Below are 18,608 nucleotides of genomic sequence, written 5' to 3' on the forward strand. Positions count from 1 at the left end.
TTTACAACTTTCTTTTATAGAGTCATTCTATTTACTTATTGGACAATAAAATAATAGTGAGTATGAAAAGAAAGAAATACCTTATAGATGGAGGATTACTATTTAAAAGGCTTCGTTATCTTTGTTATATCAGTATTTTAAAAGATTATATTTGTAGCTTTTTTGATGATTTATTTCTAATTATTATTATTTATTTTTATGTAATACGTTTATTGAGGGAATGTAAAATTCGGATGAAAAGAGGAGTATTCAAAAAAATAAAAATGTTTTCAATTTAGTATCAAGTGTGTATAATGAAGAAAAATAGGGAAAGCGCTTAACTAATTTGATACGCTAAACCCTATAGACTTTCATTTCGTTTCTTAAATTTTAATATAGAGGGAGAAATCATATGAACGTTTTAAAAATTGGGATTATTGGTGCTGGACGAATTGGGAAACTACATGTTGATAATTTGCAGCTTATGCCACAAGTGAAAATTAAAGCGGTTTCAGATGTAGTAATTAGTCATTTAGAAAAGTGGGCTCAAGATAAAGGGATTTCCACTCTGACTACAAACTATCAGGATTTATTAGCAGATCCAGAGATTGATGCTGTCTTTATTTGTTCACCAACAAATACACATGCGCAAATTATTAAAGAAGCGGCTCTTGCGAAAAAACATATTTTCTGCGAAAAGCCTGTTAGTTTCTCGGTAGAAGAAACATTAGAAGCATTAGAAGTGGTAGAAGAACAGGGAGTATCTCTTCAAGTAGGTTTTAATCGTCGTTTTGATCCGAACTTCAGGAAAGTGTATGATCTTATTCAACAAGGAGAAGTGGGACAGCCACATATTTTAAAAATTACGTCGAGGGATCCACAACCACCAAGTATAGAGTATGTTCGCTCTTCAGGCGGATTGTTTATGGATATGATGATTCATGATTTTGATATGGCTCGTTATGTGATGAATAGTGAAGTCGTTGAAGTATTTGCATATGGAACAACATTAATTGATCCATCCATTCAGGAGGTAAATGATGTTGATACAGCAATTGTCACATTAAAATTTGCGAATGGTGCTTTAGGGGTAATTGATAATAGCCGACAAGCTGTTTATGGATATGACCAGCGTGTGGAAGTGTTTGGTGAAAAAGGCGCGGTTGCTGCGGATAATTGCTGCCCGACAACAGTTCAAGTGTCAAAAACAGAAGGTATTGTAAAAGATAAGCCGCTTTATTTCTTCTTAGAGCGCTACACGCAAGCTTACATTGAGGAAGTAACACAATTTACAAAGTCAATTATAGAAGGACAAGCTGTTATTTGCAGTGGTAATGATGGATTACAAGCAGAGCGAATTGCGAAGGCTGCGAAGGAATCCTTACTAACAGGAAAACCTGTACATATTGAACATAAACAGCCTGCATTAAATCAATAAAGAGAGCGCTTACTTCTGGATAGATAAAGAGTAATGAATAATAGGTTTATAAAGCATGGGAGGTAGTAATAATGAATCCACTTATTTTTAAAGAAGATTGTCCATTAGACCTAATTGCAGTTGGACGTTTATGCGTTGATTTAAATGCCAATGAAACACAACGTCCTATGGAAGAAACAAGAACGTTTACTAAATATGTGGGAGGATCTCCTGCAAATATTGCGATTGGTGCAGCACGTCTTGGTTTACAAACGGGATTTATTGGTAAAGTGTCTGATGATCAAATGGGCCGTTTTATTACAGGGTACCTAAAGGACAATAAGATTAATACAGATCAGATACGTATCGATCGTACAGGTGCAGTGACAGGTCTAGCATTTACAGAAATTAAAAGCCCTGAGGATTGCAGTATTTTAATGTACCGCGACAATGTTGCAGATTTAAATCTTGATCCAACAGAGGTATCTGAGGACTATATTAAACAATCAAAAGCACTCTTAATTTCAGGAACAGCTTTAGCGAAAAGTCCTTCTCGCGAGGCGGTATTTTTAGCATTAGAATATGCGCGTAAGCATGATGTAGTTGTATTTTTTGATGTAGATTACCGCCCTTATACATGGCAGTCAGAAGCTGAAACGGCTGTGTATTACAACCTAGCGGCTGAAAAATCTGATGTCATTATTGGAACGCGTGAAGAATTCGATATGATGGAAAAACTATTAAACTACGAACAATCTAATGACCAAGTTACGGCTGAAAGATGGTTTTCTCATCATGCGAAAATCGTTGTAATTAAACACGGCGGGGATGGTTCAATCGCTTATACGAGGGACGGTCAATCTCACCGAGGCGGTATCTTTAAAACCAAGGTGTTAAAGACGTTTGGCGCTGGCGACTCGTACGCTTCTGCGTTTATTTATGGCCTAATGCAAGGGCTTGAGATTCCTCAAGCGATGCGATTAGGTGGTGCTTCTGCTTCAATGGTTATTTCTAAACATAGCTGTTCTGATGCAATGCCAACAAGGGCAGAGATTTCTGCATTCATGGAAACGGCTGAGGAATTGGTATAGAAACTTTATAAATCAATAATCAAGTAAGGGCGTATCTTATTGGACGCTTCTACATTACATAAAAGGGAGAGAATGAATATGACAGTACAAACAGCACAAATTGTAAAAAACTACATTGGCGGCGAATGGGTAGAATCGATTTCAACTAAGATGGAAGCTGTATATAATCCTGCAACAGGAGAAGTAATCGCTCAAGTACCACTTTCAACAAAAGAAGATGTTGAACGAGCTGTACTAGCAGCAAATGAAGCATTCAAATCTTGGTCTAAAACGGCTGTGCCAAAACGCGCTCGTATTCTATTTAAATATCAACAATTACTAGTAGATAACTGGGAAGAGTTAGCGAAACTTATTACGATTGAAAACGGAAAAAGCTATAACGAGGCTTACGGTGAAGTTCTTCGTGGTATTGAGTGCGTGGAGTTTGCAGCGGGTGCTCCTACATTAATGATGGGAAAACAGCTACCTGATATTGCAACAGGTATTGAGTCTGGTATGTATCGTTACCCAATTGGTGTTATAGGCGGCATTACACCATTTAATTTCCCGATGATGGTTCCATGCTGGATGTTCCCACTTGCAATTGCTTGTGGTAATACATTTGTATTAAAACCTTCAGAGCGTACACCACTTCTAGCAGGAAGACTAGCAGAATTAGTTGAAGAAGCAGGCTTACCAAAAGGTGTATTAAATATCGTAAATGGCGCTCACGATGTAGTAAACGGTCTTCTGGAACATAAATTAGTGAAGGCAATTTCATTTGTAGGTTCTCAGCCTGTCGCAGAATATGTATACAAAAAAGGAACAGAAAACTTAAAACGCGTGCAAGCATTAGCGGGTGCGAAAAACCATTCCATTGTATTAAATGATGCGAATCTTGAACTAGCAACAAAGCAAATTATTAGTGCTGCATTTGGTTCAGCTGGTGAGCGTTGTATGGCTGCTTCTGTAGTAACAGTAGAAGAAGATATTGCAGATCAATTAGTTAATAGATTAGTAGAAGAAGCGAACAAAATTATCATCGGAAATGGTCTTGATGAAGATGTATTTTTAGGGCCAGTTATTCGTGATAACCATAAAGAGCGCACAATTGGTTACATCGATTCAGGTGTAGAACAGGGCGCTACATTAGTTCGTGATGGACGTGAAGATACAGCTGTTAAAGGAGCTGGTTACTTCGTTGGTCCAACAATTTTTGACCATGTTACAAAAGAAATGGAGATTTGGCAAGATGAGATTTTTGCTCCTGTTTTATCTATTGTTCGTGTGAAATCATTGGATGAAGCGATTGAAATTGCCAATGAGTCTCGTTTTGCAAATGGAGCATGTATTTATACAGATAGCGGGGCAAGTGTACGTCAATTCCGTGAAACTATTGAATCAGGTATGTTAGGTGTGAATGTTGGGGTTCCGGCACCAATGGCATTCTTCCCGTTCTCTGGCTGGAAAGACTCTTTCTATGGTGATCTCCATGCGAACGGTACTGACGGCGTTGAGTTTTATACAAGAAAGAAAATGCTTACATCTCGTTGGGAAAAGTAATCAATAAGAGAGAAGTAGAATCTGTCTAGTGCTTGGAAGCGAAAGTAACGCAAGTAGTAAAACATAAGAAGGAAGTATTAGGAGTCTATCAAATTCCTAATACTCCTTTTTCATATATAGAATGACTGTTAGAGATAGAAAGGAGCAAATCATATGCAAACTGTTAGAATGACGACGGCGCAAGCATTGGTGAAATTTTTGAATCAGCAATACGTAGAGTTTGATGGAGAGCAACAAAAGTTTATTAAGGGAATCTTTACGATTTTTGGTCATGGGAATGTAGTAGGCCTAGGTCAAGCTTTAGAAGAAGACGCAGGGGAACTAGAAGTTTACCAAGGGAGAAATGAACAAGGAATGGCAAATGCTGCGATGGCTTTTGCAAAACAAAAACATAGAAAACAAATTATGGCATGTACTTCTTCAGTAGGTCCTGGATCAGCAAACATGATTACCTCTGCAGCAACAGCTTCTGCAAATAATATTCCCGTTTTACTACTCCCAGGAGATGTATTTGCAACGAGACAACCTGATCCTGTTCTTCAACAAATTGAACAAACACATGATTTATCTATTTCTACAAATGATGCTTTTCGTGCAGTAAGTAAGTATTGGGACCGGGTAAATCGTCCTGAACAATTGATGACAGCTATGATTCAAGCCATGCGTGTTTTAACGAACCCGGCAGATACAGGAGCTGTAACCATTTGTTTACCACAAGATGTCCAAGGAGAAGCATGGGATTTTCCAAGTTACTTCTTCCAAAAGCGTGTTCACCGTATTGAACGTCGTCTACCTACAAAAGCCAGCTTAGCGGATGCAGTGGAAATGATTAAGAGAAAGAAAAAGCCAGTAATGATTTGCGGTGGTGGTGTAAGGTACGCAGAAGCGGCAGAAGAGTTAAAACAGTTTGCTGAAACATTCCACATTCCATTTGGAGAAACACAGGCTGGAAAAAGTGCAATTGAAAGTAGTCACCCATATAATCTTGGTGGCATTGGGGTAACTGGAAATATAGCAGCTAATACAATTGCAAAGGAAGCGGATCTTGTTATTGGCATCGGGACGAGGTTTACGGATTTTACAACGGCATCAAAACAATTATTTCAAAATGAGGAAGTTGAGTTTTTAAACATTAACATTTCAGAATTCCATGCGAATAAGCTGGATGCATTAAAGGTTATAGCGGATGCGAAAGAAGCGCTTCTTGCTCTAATAGATGAACTGCAAGAAATTGATTATCGATCTAGTTATACAGTAGAAATTGCTGATGCAAAAGAGGCTTGGGAAACAGAATTATCACGTCTACATAATATTCGCTTTACAGGTCAAGATTTCACACCAGAAGTCGAAGGTCATTTCGATGAAAATTTAAATGAGTATGTAGACGCACTTGGTACACAATTAACACAGACCGCAGTCATTGGACAAATCAATACATTACTTGATGAAGATGCAATCATCGTTGGAGCGGCAGGAAGTCTTCCGGGTGATTTACAAAGAATGTGGACATCAAGAAAACCGAATACTTATCACATGGAGTATGGATACTCTTGCATGGGCTATGAGGTTGCGGGCGCACTTGGTGCAAAGCTAGCTGAACCATCAAAGGAAGTATATGCAATGGTAGGGGATGGTAGTTACCAGATGCTTCATTCTGAGCTTGTCACAAGTCTTCAAGAAAACAAAAAAATTAATGTCATATTGTTTGATAACTCCGGATTTGGTTGCATTAATAACTTACAAATGGGTAATGGGATGGGGAGCTTTGGAACAGAATTTCGCTATCGAAACCAGGAAACTCGTAAATTAGACGGGGCAATTATGAAAATTGATTTTGCAGCTAGCGCAGCTGGATATGGTGTGAAAACATATCATGTTACATCACTAGAACAATTACAGGAAGCGCTTATAGATGCGAAAAAACAAACAGTTTCCACATTAATTGATATTAAAGTATTACCAAAAACAATGACAAATGGATACGAGTCATGGTGGCATGTAGGTGTTGCAGGAGTATCTAAAAGTCAAAGTGTACAAGCTGCGTATGAGAGTAAAGTAAGTAATTTGCAACAGGCAAGGTCTTATTAGATTAGGACACAATGAGAGCTTTTTATCTACATGCATATTGTTAAGGAAGCTCTCTTTTTAACGAATAGATAAGAGAAGTGGGCGAAATTCTATCACATTTTGTAAAGAGGAGAGACAAGGGGATGTTTAAAGAGAATACAATTAAGCTTGGAATTGCACCAATTGCTTGGACAAATGATGATATGCCAGAGCTAGGAGCAGAAAATACATTTGAACAATGTATTAGTGAGATGGCACTAGCTGGATTTAATGGAAGTGAAGTAGGGAATAAATATCCGAGAAATACAGTTGTATTAAAAAAATATTTGGAATTACGAAACTTAGAGATTGCTAGTGCATGGTTTAGTACGTTTTTAACAACGAAGCCGCTTGAAGAGACGGTAGAAGCATTTATTAACCATAGAGATTTCTTGCATGACATGGGTGCAAAAGTCATCGTTGTTTCAGAGCAAGGGCATAGTATTCAAGGTTTAATGGATGTACCACTATTTAAAAATAAGCCTGTTTTTACAGAGGAAGAGTGGGATAAGCTTGCGAATGGATTACATCACCTCGGTAAATTAGCTCAGGAAAAGGGGCTACATATTGTATACCATCACCATATGGGTACGGGTGTTCAAACAACGGCAGAAATTGAAAAGTTAATGGATATGACTGATCCAGCGCTTGTATCTCTGCTTTTTGATACAGGTCACCTTGTTTTTTCAGGAGAAGAGCCACTTTATATTTTGAAGAAATATTTACCTCGTATTAAACACGTACATTTAAAAGATATTCGTCAAGAAGTAGTAGATGCAGTAAAGGAAAACGAATTGAGCTTCTTACAGGCAGTGAAGAATGGGGTATTTACAGTCCCTGGAGATGGCGTAATTGGATTTGATGAAGTGTTTACTATCCTTGCAAACTCTGATTATCAAGGGTGGTTTGTGGTAGAAGCAGAGCAAGACCCGGCTTTAGCGAATCCTTTTGAGTACGCATTAAAAGCCCGAAAATTTATACAAGAAAAAGCAGGTCTGTAATTTCCGTATTTTGAGAGTATCCCTAAGTAAATGCCATGGTAATCAACATGTCTTCTTACAAAAGGGGTAAAAAGGCGCGACGGTTGTTTTTACATTTAATAAATAATATTGAAATAGGGGAGTATGTAATGCCATTAGTTCAAATGAAAGATATTTTAATAAAAGCAAATCAAGAGAATTATGGGGTTGGAGCTTTTAGTGTTGCGAATATGGAAATGGTCATAGGGGCTATCAAAGCAGCTGAAGAGTTAAGTTCGCCGCTTATTCTACAAATTGCAGAAGTTCGTTTGAATCATTCGCCAATTCATATGATTGGCCCTTTGATGATAGCTGCTGCGAAAAAAGCGACTGTTCCAGTAGCAGTTCACTTTGATCACGGTATGACATTTGAAAAGATTCAAGAGACATTAGAAATTGGTTTTAGTTCGGTTATGTTTGATGGCTCTCACTATCCGTTAGAAGAAAATATACAAAAAACAAAAGAAATTGTAGAACTTGCGAAACAGTACGGTGCGACGGTAGAGGCTGAGATTGGCAGAGTTGGTGGTAGTGAGGACGGATCAGAAGATATTGAAATGTTGCTGACAAGCACTACAGAAGCAAAACGATTTGCAGAAGAAACAGACGTAGATGCATTAGCTGTTGCAATTGGAAATGCGCATGGTATGTACAATGGAGATCCTAATTTACGATTAGACCGCCTACAAGAGATTAATGAGGTAGTACATATCCCACTCGTTTTACATGGCGGCTCTGGCATTAGTCCAGAGAATTTCAAGCAATGTATTCAACATGGTGTTCGAAAAGTTAATGTAGCAACAGCCACATTTCAGAATGTAATTACTGCTGTTAACAATACAGTCCTAAATAATCCGTATTCAGATTACTTTACGTACCACCAGGATGTTATTGAGGCTGCATACGAAAATGTTAAAAGTCATATGCAAATATTCGGAAGTGAAAACAGAGTATAAATAGAAAAGCTTTCTTCAGTAATAGTTAGATGAAACTTGGAATGTAGTTAGCTGACAAAAGTAGAGAATGATTGAGTAGCCATTAAATAAAAGGGGGAGAAAGCCATGTTAGGAAAATTAGGTGAATTAAATGAGGGGTATAATGTATTAACAGAAATGAACGGTCAATGCAGTGATATGTTAATGGATATAGGCATATATAAGATATCTAATGGAAAAGAAGAGTTGCTATTTGATAATAAGAATGAAACTGCGGTTCTTTTACTGGAAGGGGCAATACGTTTAGAGTGGGAAGGAATGAAACAAGTTATTCAAAGACAGTCTGTGTTTGAAGAGAACCCTTGGTGCTTACATATATCTAAAAATGTGAAGGTTACAATTACTGCTCTTTCAGATAGTGAAGTGCTTGTTCAAAAAACAGATAATGATCAAGAATTTGCGTCTAAGTTATATACTCCAAATGAGTGTCAAAGTGTTGTAGCGGGAGATGGAGTATGGGAGGGAACGGCGCAGCGTGTTATTCGTACGATTTTTGACTATAACAATGCAGCTTATTCTAATATGGTAGTAGGAGAAGTTATTTCTTATCCAGGGCGATGGTCCAGTTATCCACCACATCACCATGATCAACCGGAGGTATATTATTATCGATTTAACAAGCCACAGGGTTTTGGATGTGCAATGGTTGGTGAGGATGCTTATCGCGTTGTACATAATAGCTTTATTACAATTCCAGGTGAGCTAGACCATCCACAAGCAACCGCGCCTGGATATGCCATGTATTTTTGTTGGATGATTCGACACCTTGAGAATAATCCTTGGAATGATCGTATCATGGAGGAAGAACACAAGTGGTTATTAGAACCAAACGCGAAAATTTGGCCAGAAAAGGAATAGACGAAAATAAAGGTTCGGGATAAAAATGATGTCCTTGCAATTTTTTTGCTCAGAACCAATTTTTTGAATTTAAGAAGGCTCTTATGTGAGATAACATAAGGGTCTGTTTGCATGTTCTACCTTTTATTATGTACAATAAGAATAAGAGATGAAATAGACAGGGAGAGGAAATCCATGTCCACTAAATTAGTAAATTTACGAATTGATTTTGCTTTTAAACAGTTATTTGGGACGAAAGGAAATGAAGAAATTTTAACGGGTTTCTTAAATGCAATTTTAGAGGAGTCTTTAGATGCACCTATTACATCGCTACAACTAGATGATCCGCATCTCCATAAATCTTATGAAGATGATAAATTATCAATTTTAGACCTATTAGCAACTTTAGATAATGGGACGCAGGTAAATATCGAAATTCAGCTTCGAAATACACATGATATGGTGAAGCGATCTTTATATTATTGGAGTAAACTTTATACATCCCAAATGCAAGAAGGGATGCCATATCGTTCACTTCGGAAAACAATTACCATTAACTTATTAGATTTTATTTTATTTTCTCAGGAAGATGAATTTCATACCATCGGACAATTATGGAATACAAAAATGCAAAAAATATTAAGTGACGACATTGAAATTCATTTTGTAGAGATACCGAAATTAGTAAAACAATGGCGTGAAGAAAAAGTAAACCCTTGGGAAAATACATTTGTTCGTTGGATGTTATTATTACCAGCACATGAAGATGAACATTTAACTCAAACATTGGAGGAGATTGCGATGAATCAAGATCCAATTTTACAAAAGGCAATTAATAAATGGGAAAATATGAGCCATGATTCTTCTTTCCGAACAGCTTATGAAGCTCGAGAGAAATTACTTCTAGATGAACAAGCCAAGTTAGCACATGCAGAACAAGAGGGCATGGAAAAAGGTATTGAGCAAGGTAAGATGCAAATGATTCGAGGGATGCATGAAATAGGTGTACCACTTGAAACTATTGCAAAAGCAAGTAAGTTGAGTATAGAGGAAATAGAACGTATCTTGAAATTAAAGTAAATATATGAACCTTTAGTCAAATGAATAAAAGAAAGTAGACATTCATTGTTATAGTACGAGTAACAGAAAAGCATTGCTGAATAATTCGGCAGTGCTTTTTCTATATCATTTTTTGTTTTTCATACAGAATCACCCGTAAAAGTACTTTTTGCAGTTTAAGTTTTCTGAATAATTAGTTACATCTTTAAAGTTCAAGCAACCATATGATAGTACAAAAGGGGAGAAATATTGTTATTATGCAAAAAATGAAATGGAAGAACTATTTATGTTATTTTGTTATTCTTATACTTCTTGGAACAGTAGTAACAGCCAAACCAGCTATTTCTAAAGCTGAGGAATCTGATGTTAATATTACATTGTTAGGTACGGCAGATATTCATGGTAGATTTATGCCTTGGGATTATGCACTTGATGGTGCAAATACGAGTGGAAGTTTAACGCAGCTTTATACGGTTATAAAGAAGGTGCGTCAGGAAAATCCCAATACCATATTAGTAGATGCTGGGGATACAATTCAAGGAAACTCAGTAGAGTTATTCAACGATCAACCACAATCGCCAATGATGGTAGCGATGAATGCAATGGGATACGATGCTTGGGCATTTGGAAATCATGAATTTAACTTTGGATTAGATACATTGAAAAAAGTTAGTGAGCAATATAAGGGAAAGACGTTAGCAGGAAATATTTACAAGGAAAATGGAGAGTATTTTCTTCCTGCATATACAATTGTTGAAAAAGGTGGAATTAAAGTCGGGATTATTGGTATGAATACACCAATGATTAGTGATTCTGAAAAAGGGACAGGTCATTTGGATGGTTTGGTAGTGAAAAATCCAGTAGAAGAGACAAAGAAGGCCATTAAATATATACGCAAAAAAGAGCACTCCTATACATCGCGAAAGGATGCTCTTTTTTATGTAAAGACAATCTTGTCTACTTTTAGTCTATCACCCTACGCACAATTATAGTAACGTGAATAGCCCGAAACAAATCTGTTTCGGGCTGGGGGTTCAATATTTTATCCACGTTATTCAACTTTTTTGTATTTGTAGTATGAATTTTCTGGTTTTTTAAGTGAGAAAACTGGATTACGTTAATTAATAGATACTCCACCAGAGACATTCAGTTTTGTTGGTGCAGGCGTATCTCCACCATTAAATGAAGAGTGTTGTGATACATTTAAACTAATCATGCTACATGCTAATGTACTTACTATTATCGTACTGAATAACAATTTTTTTATTTTTTTCATTACTTTAACGCTCCTTTTCTTAAATGTTTCTTATCAGCATTATTGCTAATATAGAAATACTTACTCGCTTTAACATGATTATTTGCTTCGTAAAATTGCAGTGCTAAAATCTCTGCATATTCTTTAACACAATCCCACATTTCCTCTTTTTCAAAATAAGAAATGGCATCAGTAACTACTTTTTCTAGTTTAATTCTAGGCAGTTCTGTGATTAGTTCATTTAAAACTGAGAAACGGTGTATATATTCTTCATTTCCTGACTCATTTGAATATTTCATTCCTTGCTCGATATATGATTTTGCTGTTTCAACGCCTTCTAACTTATAATATGCTCTTGCTAAGACAAATAATGCTTTAAAATGGTTCGGTATGGTATTTATAATTTCAGAACTCTGTCTAATCGCCAATGGATATAAATCTTGAATATTATATAACCAGCCTAAATTGGATCGTACTCGTAATAATAATTGTTCTTCATCATACTTCTTAAAAACATCAATAACCATATTGAGACATTCTTCCGCTCTTTCAAATTCTCTTAAATCTATACAAGCTAGTCCATATACATTGTCGCATAAAGCAATATTAATTTTATAGCCTACATGATTCAAGTATATTTCTTTGGCTTTTACTGCATGTTGAATCGCTTCAAATGGTTGATAAGATTGATAACAGTATGTTGAAAATCTATACTCAAACTCAGCTTTTTCAATTTCGTCAGGTATATCTTTTAAAAGTCCTTCCGCCTTTTCATAGTGTGTTTTTGCCTCAGTATAATTTGCTATAATTGTAGAGTGGATTGCCTTAAAGAAATTATAATAGTAAGCTAAAAATGAAAATTCATCTTTAATATGAGGTAGTTTTTCTATTTGATTAAAAGAATCTTTTGTAATACTCATTCCATCTACCAAAATTTTATATCTAAAATTCAGTAGGGAATAATAGAATGATACATATTGGTCTGTTTCTATTCCTTTTAAACTTTCTTTTACTTTTAGATATGTTTGTTTCGCTTCTACTACATGATATAAACGAATTTCTTCATACCATTCATGTAATAATTCCATCAATTGTTTATTACTTTTTTCTTGAACAGTCATAATATCCCCCATTTCTCTGTAAAGGCTTATTCTGATAATAACAGGAATTCGATAAATTAAATTTAATCACGATTTTTTTCATAAATATACAGAATGTTCTGAATATATAATTTGTCCATACTTTTAAATTTGAAAAGTATAGGTAAGGTAGTACAAGTTTCGTTAATGTATTTTTTGATTTTTTAACGGTTTTCTATTAAAGACTTCTTACGAGAGGGAGCGTAGGTTTTTGATAATTATCATAGGAAGCGTAACTTTTCATAAAATGTAGGTTTATGCTTCTGCTTTATATACTTTAAAGTAAAGAGCTTTATTTTTATTAAGGGGGGAATTTGGTGGTTTATAACTTAGGTTCTTTTTATCTAAATTTATTTTAAGTATTGAAAGATTTGTAAAAAATACTTTACGAATTGTAAGAAATAAATTACAATTTCCCTGAGAGGTGTTCCTATTGTTACATAATAAAATTGTAGTTTGTCGAGCAGAAAAAGGTTGGACTCAAGAAGAATTGGCAAAAAGGGTTGGTGTTAGTCGACAAACTATCGCTACTCTTGAAAAGAATAAATATAATCCTTCTCTAATTCTTGCCTTTAAAATCGCAAATGCATTTGAAAAGCCAATAACTGACGTGTTCGATTATCAGGAGGAGTGAGTCATATGTTGTGGTTAAAAATTTCATTTTTAGTTGTAATATTCATTAGTCAGTTGTACGTAATACAATTTCAGTCCAGTGATGAAGCAAAAGACGAAAGAGGGAGAGAAATTCAATATAAAACAAATAATGTGTTGTACAATATCTTATCTGTAGGTATCATTGCCATTTTTATTTTTCAATCAGTAGATATAATTTCTTTAGAATTTCTACCTGATTTATTGTTATATTTTGTGCTTTCATTAAGTGTAATAGGCAGTCTTTTTATATTTATCAATAGAAACAGTAAAAATTACTAATATTAGTTAGGTGTTTTATCTTGTTCAGTTAGGCGGTTGAACAAAATTTTTCTTTTTCAAAGTGCAATTCATATACTAATCATGAAGGAATATTTTTAAACAAACAGCTACGTTTATTTAAGTAGAGAACTTGAACTACCCCCACTTTCACTTCGTTTAGAAGTGAGGGATTCCTAAGTAAAGAGTTCTATTGAACTCTAATTGATTAGGCTAACTCCGCAGTCCTTGCGGTTAGAAGCCTTATTGCTTCATTCTTTAGATTGATACTTGCGTTAATATCCCTATCATAGTGTGTACGACAAGAAGGACAGTCCCATTTACGTAGGTTTAGATTTTTAACGTCTTTGTTTTGATATCCACAACAAGAACATAATTGGCTGGAAGCAAATGTTTTCGATACGACAATGACTTGTTTGCCATACCATTTTGCTTTATATTCCAACATGGTTCGAAACTGTGACCAAGATACTTCACTAATTGCTTTTGCTAACTTACGATTTTTTAACATATTTGATACTTGCAAATCCTCTATACCGATAACATCTTGGCTTTTGATGATTTCAGTTGAGATTTTGTCTAAGTAATCTTTTCTAGCATTTGATATGTATTCATGAATTCTAGCTACCTTTACTCGTTGTTTATTCCAACGAGAAGATCCTTTCATTCTTCTAGAAAGAACACGCTGTGCTTTCGCCAACTTATCTTCTAATGACCGGAAAACTTCGGATTTTTATAGGTTGTTCCATCTGACAAAATGGCAAAATCTTTTAGTCCTACATCCATTCCAATGTACGAACTTGTTTTCGGAAGTTCTTGTACTTCTGTTTCGACTAACAATGATACAAAGTATCTGCCAGAAGGGTTCCGTCTAACCGTAGCATTTACAATACGTCCCGTTATTTCACGACTTTTGGCAAATCGAACAAGACCTAGTTTTGGCAATTTTATTTTGTTTCCTACAACGGCAATGTTTTCATTTGTTTGTTTTGTGATATAAGATTGTACGTTATTCTTCTTGGATTTGAAACGCGGGGCACTATTTTGTTTTTTGAAAAATCGTGTATACGCATCCGCAAGGTTGCGAACAGTCGACTGAATCGCAATACTATCCACTTCTTTGAGCCAAACAAACTCTTTCTTCATGGCAGGAAGTTTGGCAGAGCATGTACCATATGTTAAACCTTTTCCAGTTTCTTTATATGTGTGATTCCATAGGGATAGGAAATGATTGAATACAAAGCGAGAACAACCTATCGTTTTATTAATTAGAATTGCTTGTGCTTGATTTGGATAGATACGAAACTTAAAGGTTTTATTAATTATCATTTGATTCACCTCCATTTCAGTATATGACTAATATACACAGAACGTATATTTGATTGATAGTGAAGTAACACTTTCTGTATGTCGAACAATTAAGATGGCTTCCTGCCATCTCTTGTTCGAAGCCAATTCATCTCCCACCTACTCACTTTGAGTTCCTTGAGGAAGGAGTCTTCTTGGCTAAAATGATAAAATTTGCTTTTTTTAAAACAGTTGAATTCCACACGTTAGCTTTATTTAGAAGTGAGAGTGGGGGAGTTCAAAGAAAGAAGGGTAAATTAAGCTCTGTCTCTTGATAAAAACTTATAGAAATAAAAATAAGATAGTTACTGTTGAACAGATAGTAAATCACGATTAATATACTAGGTCTTACGAGCACGATAGAAAAAATAGAACTTCATAAAAAGAACTCCTATGTTATTTAGGAGTTCTTTTCGGATGAAGTCAACAAATTTATAGAATGCTGAACATTAATTTGTTTTTTCAACAATCGGAGAAATAGCTTTCACAGGAACACCAGCAAGTAAAATAGGGCTAAACTCAAAAGATGCAGCATAAACGTTTACTGTATCACCGATTACAATATCTTGTAATACTTCGGTAGAAGTTTCAACTTCATAAGTTATGTTGTTACTTGAAACTAAGATTGAATTGTCAGATTTTCCTGTAACATTTCCTGTGATTTTTTTGTATTGATTCTCTAAAATATTTTGTTCATTTCCTTTTTGAATAATCGCGTTTCTTGCCTCGAAAGGTAAGTCCTTTAGAAGAATAGGGGCCATTTCAAATGCTTGAGCATAAACATTTACTGTATCACCTATCTGAATGTTTGGTAGTACTTTTGGATTAACATGGGAACGAATGGTTTGATTTTCACTTGAAATTTCTAGGCTATCTTCGGATTTTTTTGTCACTGTACCAGAACGTTTTTTTAATTGTGCTAAGAGTTTTTGTTCTTTATCTTTACTCATTACTTGCTTTTCTTGTTGTTTGTTAGATTCTTCATTTATTTTAGAAATAGAATTTACATCAGTATAAAATACAGTTTGTCCATAAATTTTTTGATGTTTCCATTGATTTTTGTTAGTTACTTTAACTTTGTCACCGTTTTTAAAGTTAGAGTTGCTACCATTCGGAAAGTCTATAGTAACTTCTTGACTATTGCCATTAGCATCTTTATATGCAACAGTCACATAATAAGAATCTGAATCATTTATTACCCCAACTACATGGTTTTCTTGTTGTTTGTTAGATTCTTCATTTACTTTAGAAATAGAATTTACATCAGTGTAAAATACAGTTTGTCCATAGATTTTTTGATGTTTCCATTGATTTTTGTTAGCAACTTTAACTTTGTCACCGTTTTTAAAGTTAGAGTTACTACCATTCGGGAAGTCTATAGTAACTTCTTGATTATTGCCATTAGCATCTTTATATGCAACAATCACATAATAAGGATCTGAATCATTTATTACCCCAACTACATGGTTTTCTTGTTGTTTATTAGATTCTTCATTTACTTTAGAAATAGAATTTACATCAGTATAAAATACAGTTTGTCCATAGATTTTTTGATGTTTCCATTGATTTTTGTTAGCAACTTTAACTTTGTCACCGTTTTTAAAGTTAGAGTTACTACCATTCGGGAAGTCTATAGTAACTTCTTGATTATTGCCATTAGCATCTTTATATGTAACAGTCACATAATAAGGGTCTGCATCATTTATTACTCCAACTACAGTATTTTCTACTTGTTTTGTTTGGTGGTGGATTTGATCAGATTTTGCAAGAAATTGTGCAGCCTCTGCACGAGTAATCGGTCTATTAGGGGACCAATTATTTCCATCATCAGTGCCCTTAGAAATTTCCGTTTGTATTAAAATGTTTGCATGGTTTTCACCCCAATGTCCTTTTAAATCATGAAACGTAATTTGTCCATTACTATTTGTAGTATCTTGTAACTTATATGCATTTACTAGCATTGCTGCCATAGCAGCACGTGTAACTTTTCCTGAGGGATTGAATATTCCATTTCCTTCGCCTTTAATGATTCCTGCCTTTTCAGCAGCTGCAATATAAGGGGTTGCCCAATGATTTTGAGAATCTGTAAAGGATGGTTTTGCATCGAAGTCAACTTGTATACCTAGTGCTTTTGTCATAATGGTTGCAGCAGCAGCTCGATCTAATGAATCACTTGAACCAAAAGTGCCATCAGGATACCCACTTAATACTTTTTTATCAACTAAATAATTAACGGATTTGTCAGCCCATGCAGGAACATCTGGGAATTTGTGAGTATTTGCAAATGCACTAGTTGAGTAGGAAAGTAGACTTCCAGCAAGAATTCCTGTAGCAATTAATTTGTATTTCAAAATGTAACACTCCTAAAAATTATTACAGCTTGGTAAATCTATCATTTATAGTTAAACTCATAAGTAATATGACCTAGTTTAATAGATTGGGTTGGTATCATCACTATATTACAGATAAATAATATATGGTTGATTCAAAATATTATTTCGAAAAGAATTCACAGACATACACTTGTAGTAAGGGACTATTTGATATATTCACCAAGCGTGTGTAACTAGTATAGTTACTCGTATGTACGAGTGTCAATTGAAAAAGAATTACATTTTTGTAAGATAACCATGTTAATAATGAAGTTAGTAATTATTATATAAGGTGAATAATTACTCATTATAATAACTATAAGAAAGATATAAAAAATTCTTACGTTGATATTGTTTAATCTAAAGAAAATTCCTTTACTTCATGGAATTAGAAACATTTTTCTTAACTATTCTATATAATATAGTTACCTTACAATAATGTAAGATTTCTTTAATTGACACTCGTATATATAAGTAACTATACTAATTACGCAACAGCGATTCATCTGTAAGTACTGTGTATATTAATACTTTTAACTAAAAAAGATGTGTATCTATTTTAAAACAAAAACACGTGTAACTATTAGCTTTATATGTATAGGATACAGTCTTATTAGTCATAATTTCGTATGGATAGTTGGAGAACTTGAAATTAATATAAAGAATGATTTTATTTTAAACGTAATATTAAAATAAATTAAAATTATGGTATATCCAGTATTCTCCTCGTTTGTATCTTGGATTTCTTATGATGAACCGATATATATAGCATCATTTCATAAAAATAAAGGAGATTTAATTATGAATTTTAAACAAATTATTTTAGCAGGTGCTGTCATTGCTACAGCCACATTAACGACTTTGAATAGTGTACAGGCTGAGAGGAAAATATTTAATGATGTTCCAGTCAATCATTGGTCTGAACAAGCAATTAATGATTTAGCAAGTAGAAAAATTGTATATGGCTATGGAAATGATACTTTTGGATTTGGAGATAAAGTCACACGTGGTCAGGTAGCGAGAATGTTATACAATTATCTAAAACCACAGGATGTAGACTCAAGTTTTAAAAATCCATTTACAGATATAAAAGGTAATATGTTTGAAAAAGACATTTTAGCAATGGTAAAAGCAGGAGTTATGACTGGATATGGAAATGGTAAATTTGGACCAAATGATAGCTTAACTCGTGAACAAATGGCAGTAGTTCTTACAAATGCATTTAAATTAAAAGCGAATTCAATAACTAATTTTAAAGATGTAGATAAAAATTATTGGGCAACGAAAGCAATCAGTGCACTGCAAGAAAATAAATTAAGCGCAGGCACAGGAAATGGTAAATTTGAACCTAAAGTAATTGTAACTCGCGAACAATATTCGCAGTTCTTATATAATGTGATTAATAAAGTAGAGAAACCAGAAGTAAAACCAGAAGTGAAACCAGAAGTAAAACCAGAAGTGAAACCAGAAGTAAAACCAGAAGTGAAACCAGAAGTAAAACCAGAAGTGAAACCAGAAGT

General features: G+C 34.6%; 14 protein-coding genes and 2 pseudogenes. 12 read left to right on the plus strand and 4 right to left on the minus strand.

Annotation, left to right across the window (positions count from 1 at the left end; genetic code table 11):
• Positions 1–391 precede the first annotated feature (391 nt).
• The 9 genes and pseudogenes from iolG to MKO96_RS13190 form a co-directional block, all read left to right on the plus strand.
• Entirely contained in the window at positions 392–1,417 is a 1,026-nt protein-coding gene (gene iolG, locus MKO96_RS13150) for an inositol 2-dehydrogenase (RefSeq protein WP_240587672.1), read from the plus strand.
• Positions 1,418–1,488: 71 nt separating this feature from the next.
• Positions 1,489–2,487 carry a 5-dehydro-2-deoxygluconokinase gene (gene iolC / locus MKO96_RS13155; protein ID WP_240587673.1) on the plus strand — a complete coding sequence of 333 codons (999 nt, stop codon included), beginning with the start codon at positions 1,489–1,491 and terminating at the stop codon, positions 2,485–2,487.
• Between the two features lie 78 nt (positions 2,488–2,565).
• Positions 2,566–4,029 carry a CoA-acylating methylmalonate-semialdehyde dehydrogenase gene (locus MKO96_RS13160; RefSeq protein ID WP_240587674.1) on the plus strand — a complete coding sequence of 488 codons (1,464 nt, stop codon included), beginning with the start codon at positions 2,566–2,568 and terminating at the stop codon, positions 4,027–4,029.
• Positions 4,030–4,182: 153 nt separating this feature from the next.
• On the plus strand, positions 4,183–6,117 hold the full coding sequence (gene iolD / locus MKO96_RS13165; RefSeq protein WP_240587675.1) for a 3D-(3,5/4)-trihydroxycyclohexane-1,2-dione acylhydrolase (decyclizing): 1,935 nt from the start codon (positions 4,183–4,185) through the stop codon (positions 6,115–6,117).
• A 122-nt stretch (positions 6,118–6,239) separates the two neighbouring features.
• Positions 6,240–7,136 (plus strand): myo-inosose-2 dehydratase, encoded by an 897-nt coding sequence (gene iolE, locus MKO96_RS13170; RefSeq protein ID WP_240587676.1) that lies wholly within the window; start codon positions 6,240–6,242, stop codon positions 7,134–7,136.
• Between the two features lie 128 nt (positions 7,137–7,264).
• Positions 7,265–8,110: a class II fructose-bisphosphate aldolase gene (locus MKO96_RS13175; RefSeq protein WP_240587677.1), complete on the plus strand. Its 846-nt coding sequence runs from the start codon at positions 7,265–7,267 to the stop codon at positions 8,108–8,110.
• Positions 8,111–8,215: 105 nt separating this feature from the next.
• Entirely contained in the window at positions 8,216–9,007 is a 792-nt protein-coding gene (locus MKO96_RS13180) for a 5-deoxy-glucuronate isomerase (RefSeq protein WP_240587678.1), read from the plus strand.
• Positions 9,008–9,181: 174 nt separating this feature from the next.
• Entirely contained in the window at positions 9,182–10,066 is an 885-nt protein-coding gene (locus tag MKO96_RS13185; protein ID WP_240587679.1) for an Rpn family recombination-promoting nuclease/putative transposase, read from the plus strand.
• A gap of 236 nt (positions 10,067–10,302) precedes the next feature.
• Positions 10,303–10,947: pseudogene (locus tag MKO96_RS13190) on the plus strand (metallophosphoesterase); the annotation flags it as partial.
• 215 nt (positions 10,948–11,162) lie between these two features.
• Here the strand turns inward: MKO96_RS13190 and MKO96_RS13195 are convergent.
• Positions 11,163–11,321: a Phr family secreted Rap phosphatase inhibitor gene (locus MKO96_RS13195; RefSeq protein ID WP_016135871.1), complete on the minus strand. Its 159-nt coding sequence runs from the start codon at positions 11,319–11,321 to the stop codon at positions 11,163–11,165.
• A complete protein-coding gene (locus tag MKO96_RS13200; RefSeq protein WP_240587680.1) occupies positions 11,321–12,421 on the minus strand; it encodes a response regulator aspartate phosphatase in 1,101 nt (366 codons plus the stop codon). The genes MKO96_RS13195 and MKO96_RS13200 overlap by 1 nt, the downstream gene beginning before the upstream one ends.
• Positions 12,422–12,872: 451 nt before the next feature.
• On the opposite strand from MKO96_RS13200, the gene MKO96_RS13205 reads away from it, so the two are divergent.
• Together MKO96_RS13205 and MKO96_RS13210 are read left to right on the plus strand one after the other, a co-directional pair.
• Positions 12,873–13,073 carry a helix-turn-helix transcriptional regulator gene (locus MKO96_RS13205; RefSeq protein WP_141542188.1) on the plus strand — a complete coding sequence of 67 codons (201 nt, stop codon included), beginning with the start codon at positions 12,873–12,875 and terminating at the stop codon, positions 13,071–13,073.
• Positions 13,074–13,078: 5 nt separating this feature from the next.
• Positions 13,079–13,372 (plus strand): hypothetical protein, encoded by a 294-nt coding sequence (locus tag MKO96_RS13210; RefSeq protein WP_240587681.1) that lies wholly within the window; start codon positions 13,079–13,081, stop codon positions 13,370–13,372.
• Positions 13,373–13,577: 205 nt separating this feature from the next.
• Here the strand turns inward: MKO96_RS13210 and tnpB are convergent.
• Together tnpB and MKO96_RS13220 are read right to left on the minus strand one after the other, a co-directional pair.
• A pseudogene (tnpB, locus tag MKO96_RS13215) lies at positions 13,578–14,698 on the minus strand (IS200/IS605 family element RNA-guided endonuclease TnpB).
• A 467-nt stretch (positions 14,699–15,165) separates the two neighbouring features.
• Positions 15,166–17,067 carry an S-layer homology domain-containing protein gene (locus MKO96_RS13220; protein ID WP_240587682.1) on the minus strand — a complete coding sequence of 634 codons (1,902 nt, stop codon included), beginning with the start codon at positions 17,065–17,067 and terminating at the stop codon, positions 15,166–15,168.
• An 822-nt stretch (positions 17,068–17,889) separates the two neighbouring features.
• On the opposite strand from MKO96_RS13220, the gene MKO96_RS13225 reads away from it, so the two are divergent.
• Positions 17,890–18,608, plus strand: a 719-nt coding sequence (locus tag MKO96_RS13225) for an S-layer homology domain-containing protein (protein WP_240587683.1), incomplete at its 3' end; no start/stop codon positions are given.

This window comes from Bacillus sp. ES1-5 (genome assembly GCF_022487605.1).
GTDB classification, from domain to species: domain Bacteria; phylum Bacillota; class Bacilli; order Bacillales; family Bacillaceae_G; genus Bacillus_A; species Bacillus_A wiedmannii.

Excerpts from the sequence above, each read along its gene's own strand:
- iolG (WP_240587672.1), top strand. The coding sequence starts at position 392 with ATGAACGTTTTAAAAATTGGGATTATTGGTGCTGGACGAATTGGGAAA.
- iolC (WP_240587673.1), top strand. The coding sequence starts at position 1,489 with ATGAATCCACTTATTTTTAAAGAAGATTGTCCATTAGACCTAATTGCA.
- MKO96_RS13160 (WP_240587674.1), top strand. The coding sequence starts at position 2,566 with ATGACAGTACAAACAGCACAAATTGTAAAAAACTACATTGGCGGCGAA.
- iolD (WP_240587675.1), top strand. The coding sequence starts at position 4,183 with ATGCAAACTGTTAGAATGACGACGGCGCAAGCATTGGTGAAATTTTTG.
- iolE (WP_240587676.1), top strand. The coding sequence starts at position 6,240 with ATGTTTAAAGAGAATACAATTAAGCTTGGAATTGCACCAATTGCTTGG.
- MKO96_RS13175 (WP_240587677.1), top strand. The coding sequence starts at position 7,265 with ATGCCATTAGTTCAAATGAAAGATATTTTAATAAAAGCAAATCAAGAG.
- MKO96_RS13180 (WP_240587678.1), top strand. The coding sequence starts at position 8,216 with ATGTTAGGAAAATTAGGTGAATTAAATGAGGGGTATAATGTATTAACA.
- MKO96_RS13185 (WP_240587679.1), top strand. The coding sequence starts at position 9,182 with ATGTCCACTAAATTAGTAAATTTACGAATTGATTTTGCTTTTAAACAG.
- MKO96_RS13195 (WP_016135871.1), bottom strand. The coding sequence starts at position 11,321 with ATGAAAAAAATAAAAAAATTGTTATTCAGTACGATAATAGTAAGTACA.
- MKO96_RS13200 (WP_240587680.1), bottom strand. The coding sequence starts at position 12,421 with ATGACTGTTCAAGAAAAAAGTAATAAACAATTGATGGAATTATTACAT.
- MKO96_RS13210 (WP_240587681.1), top strand. The coding sequence starts at position 13,079 with ATGTTGTGGTTAAAAATTTCATTTTTAGTTGTAATATTCATTAGTCAG.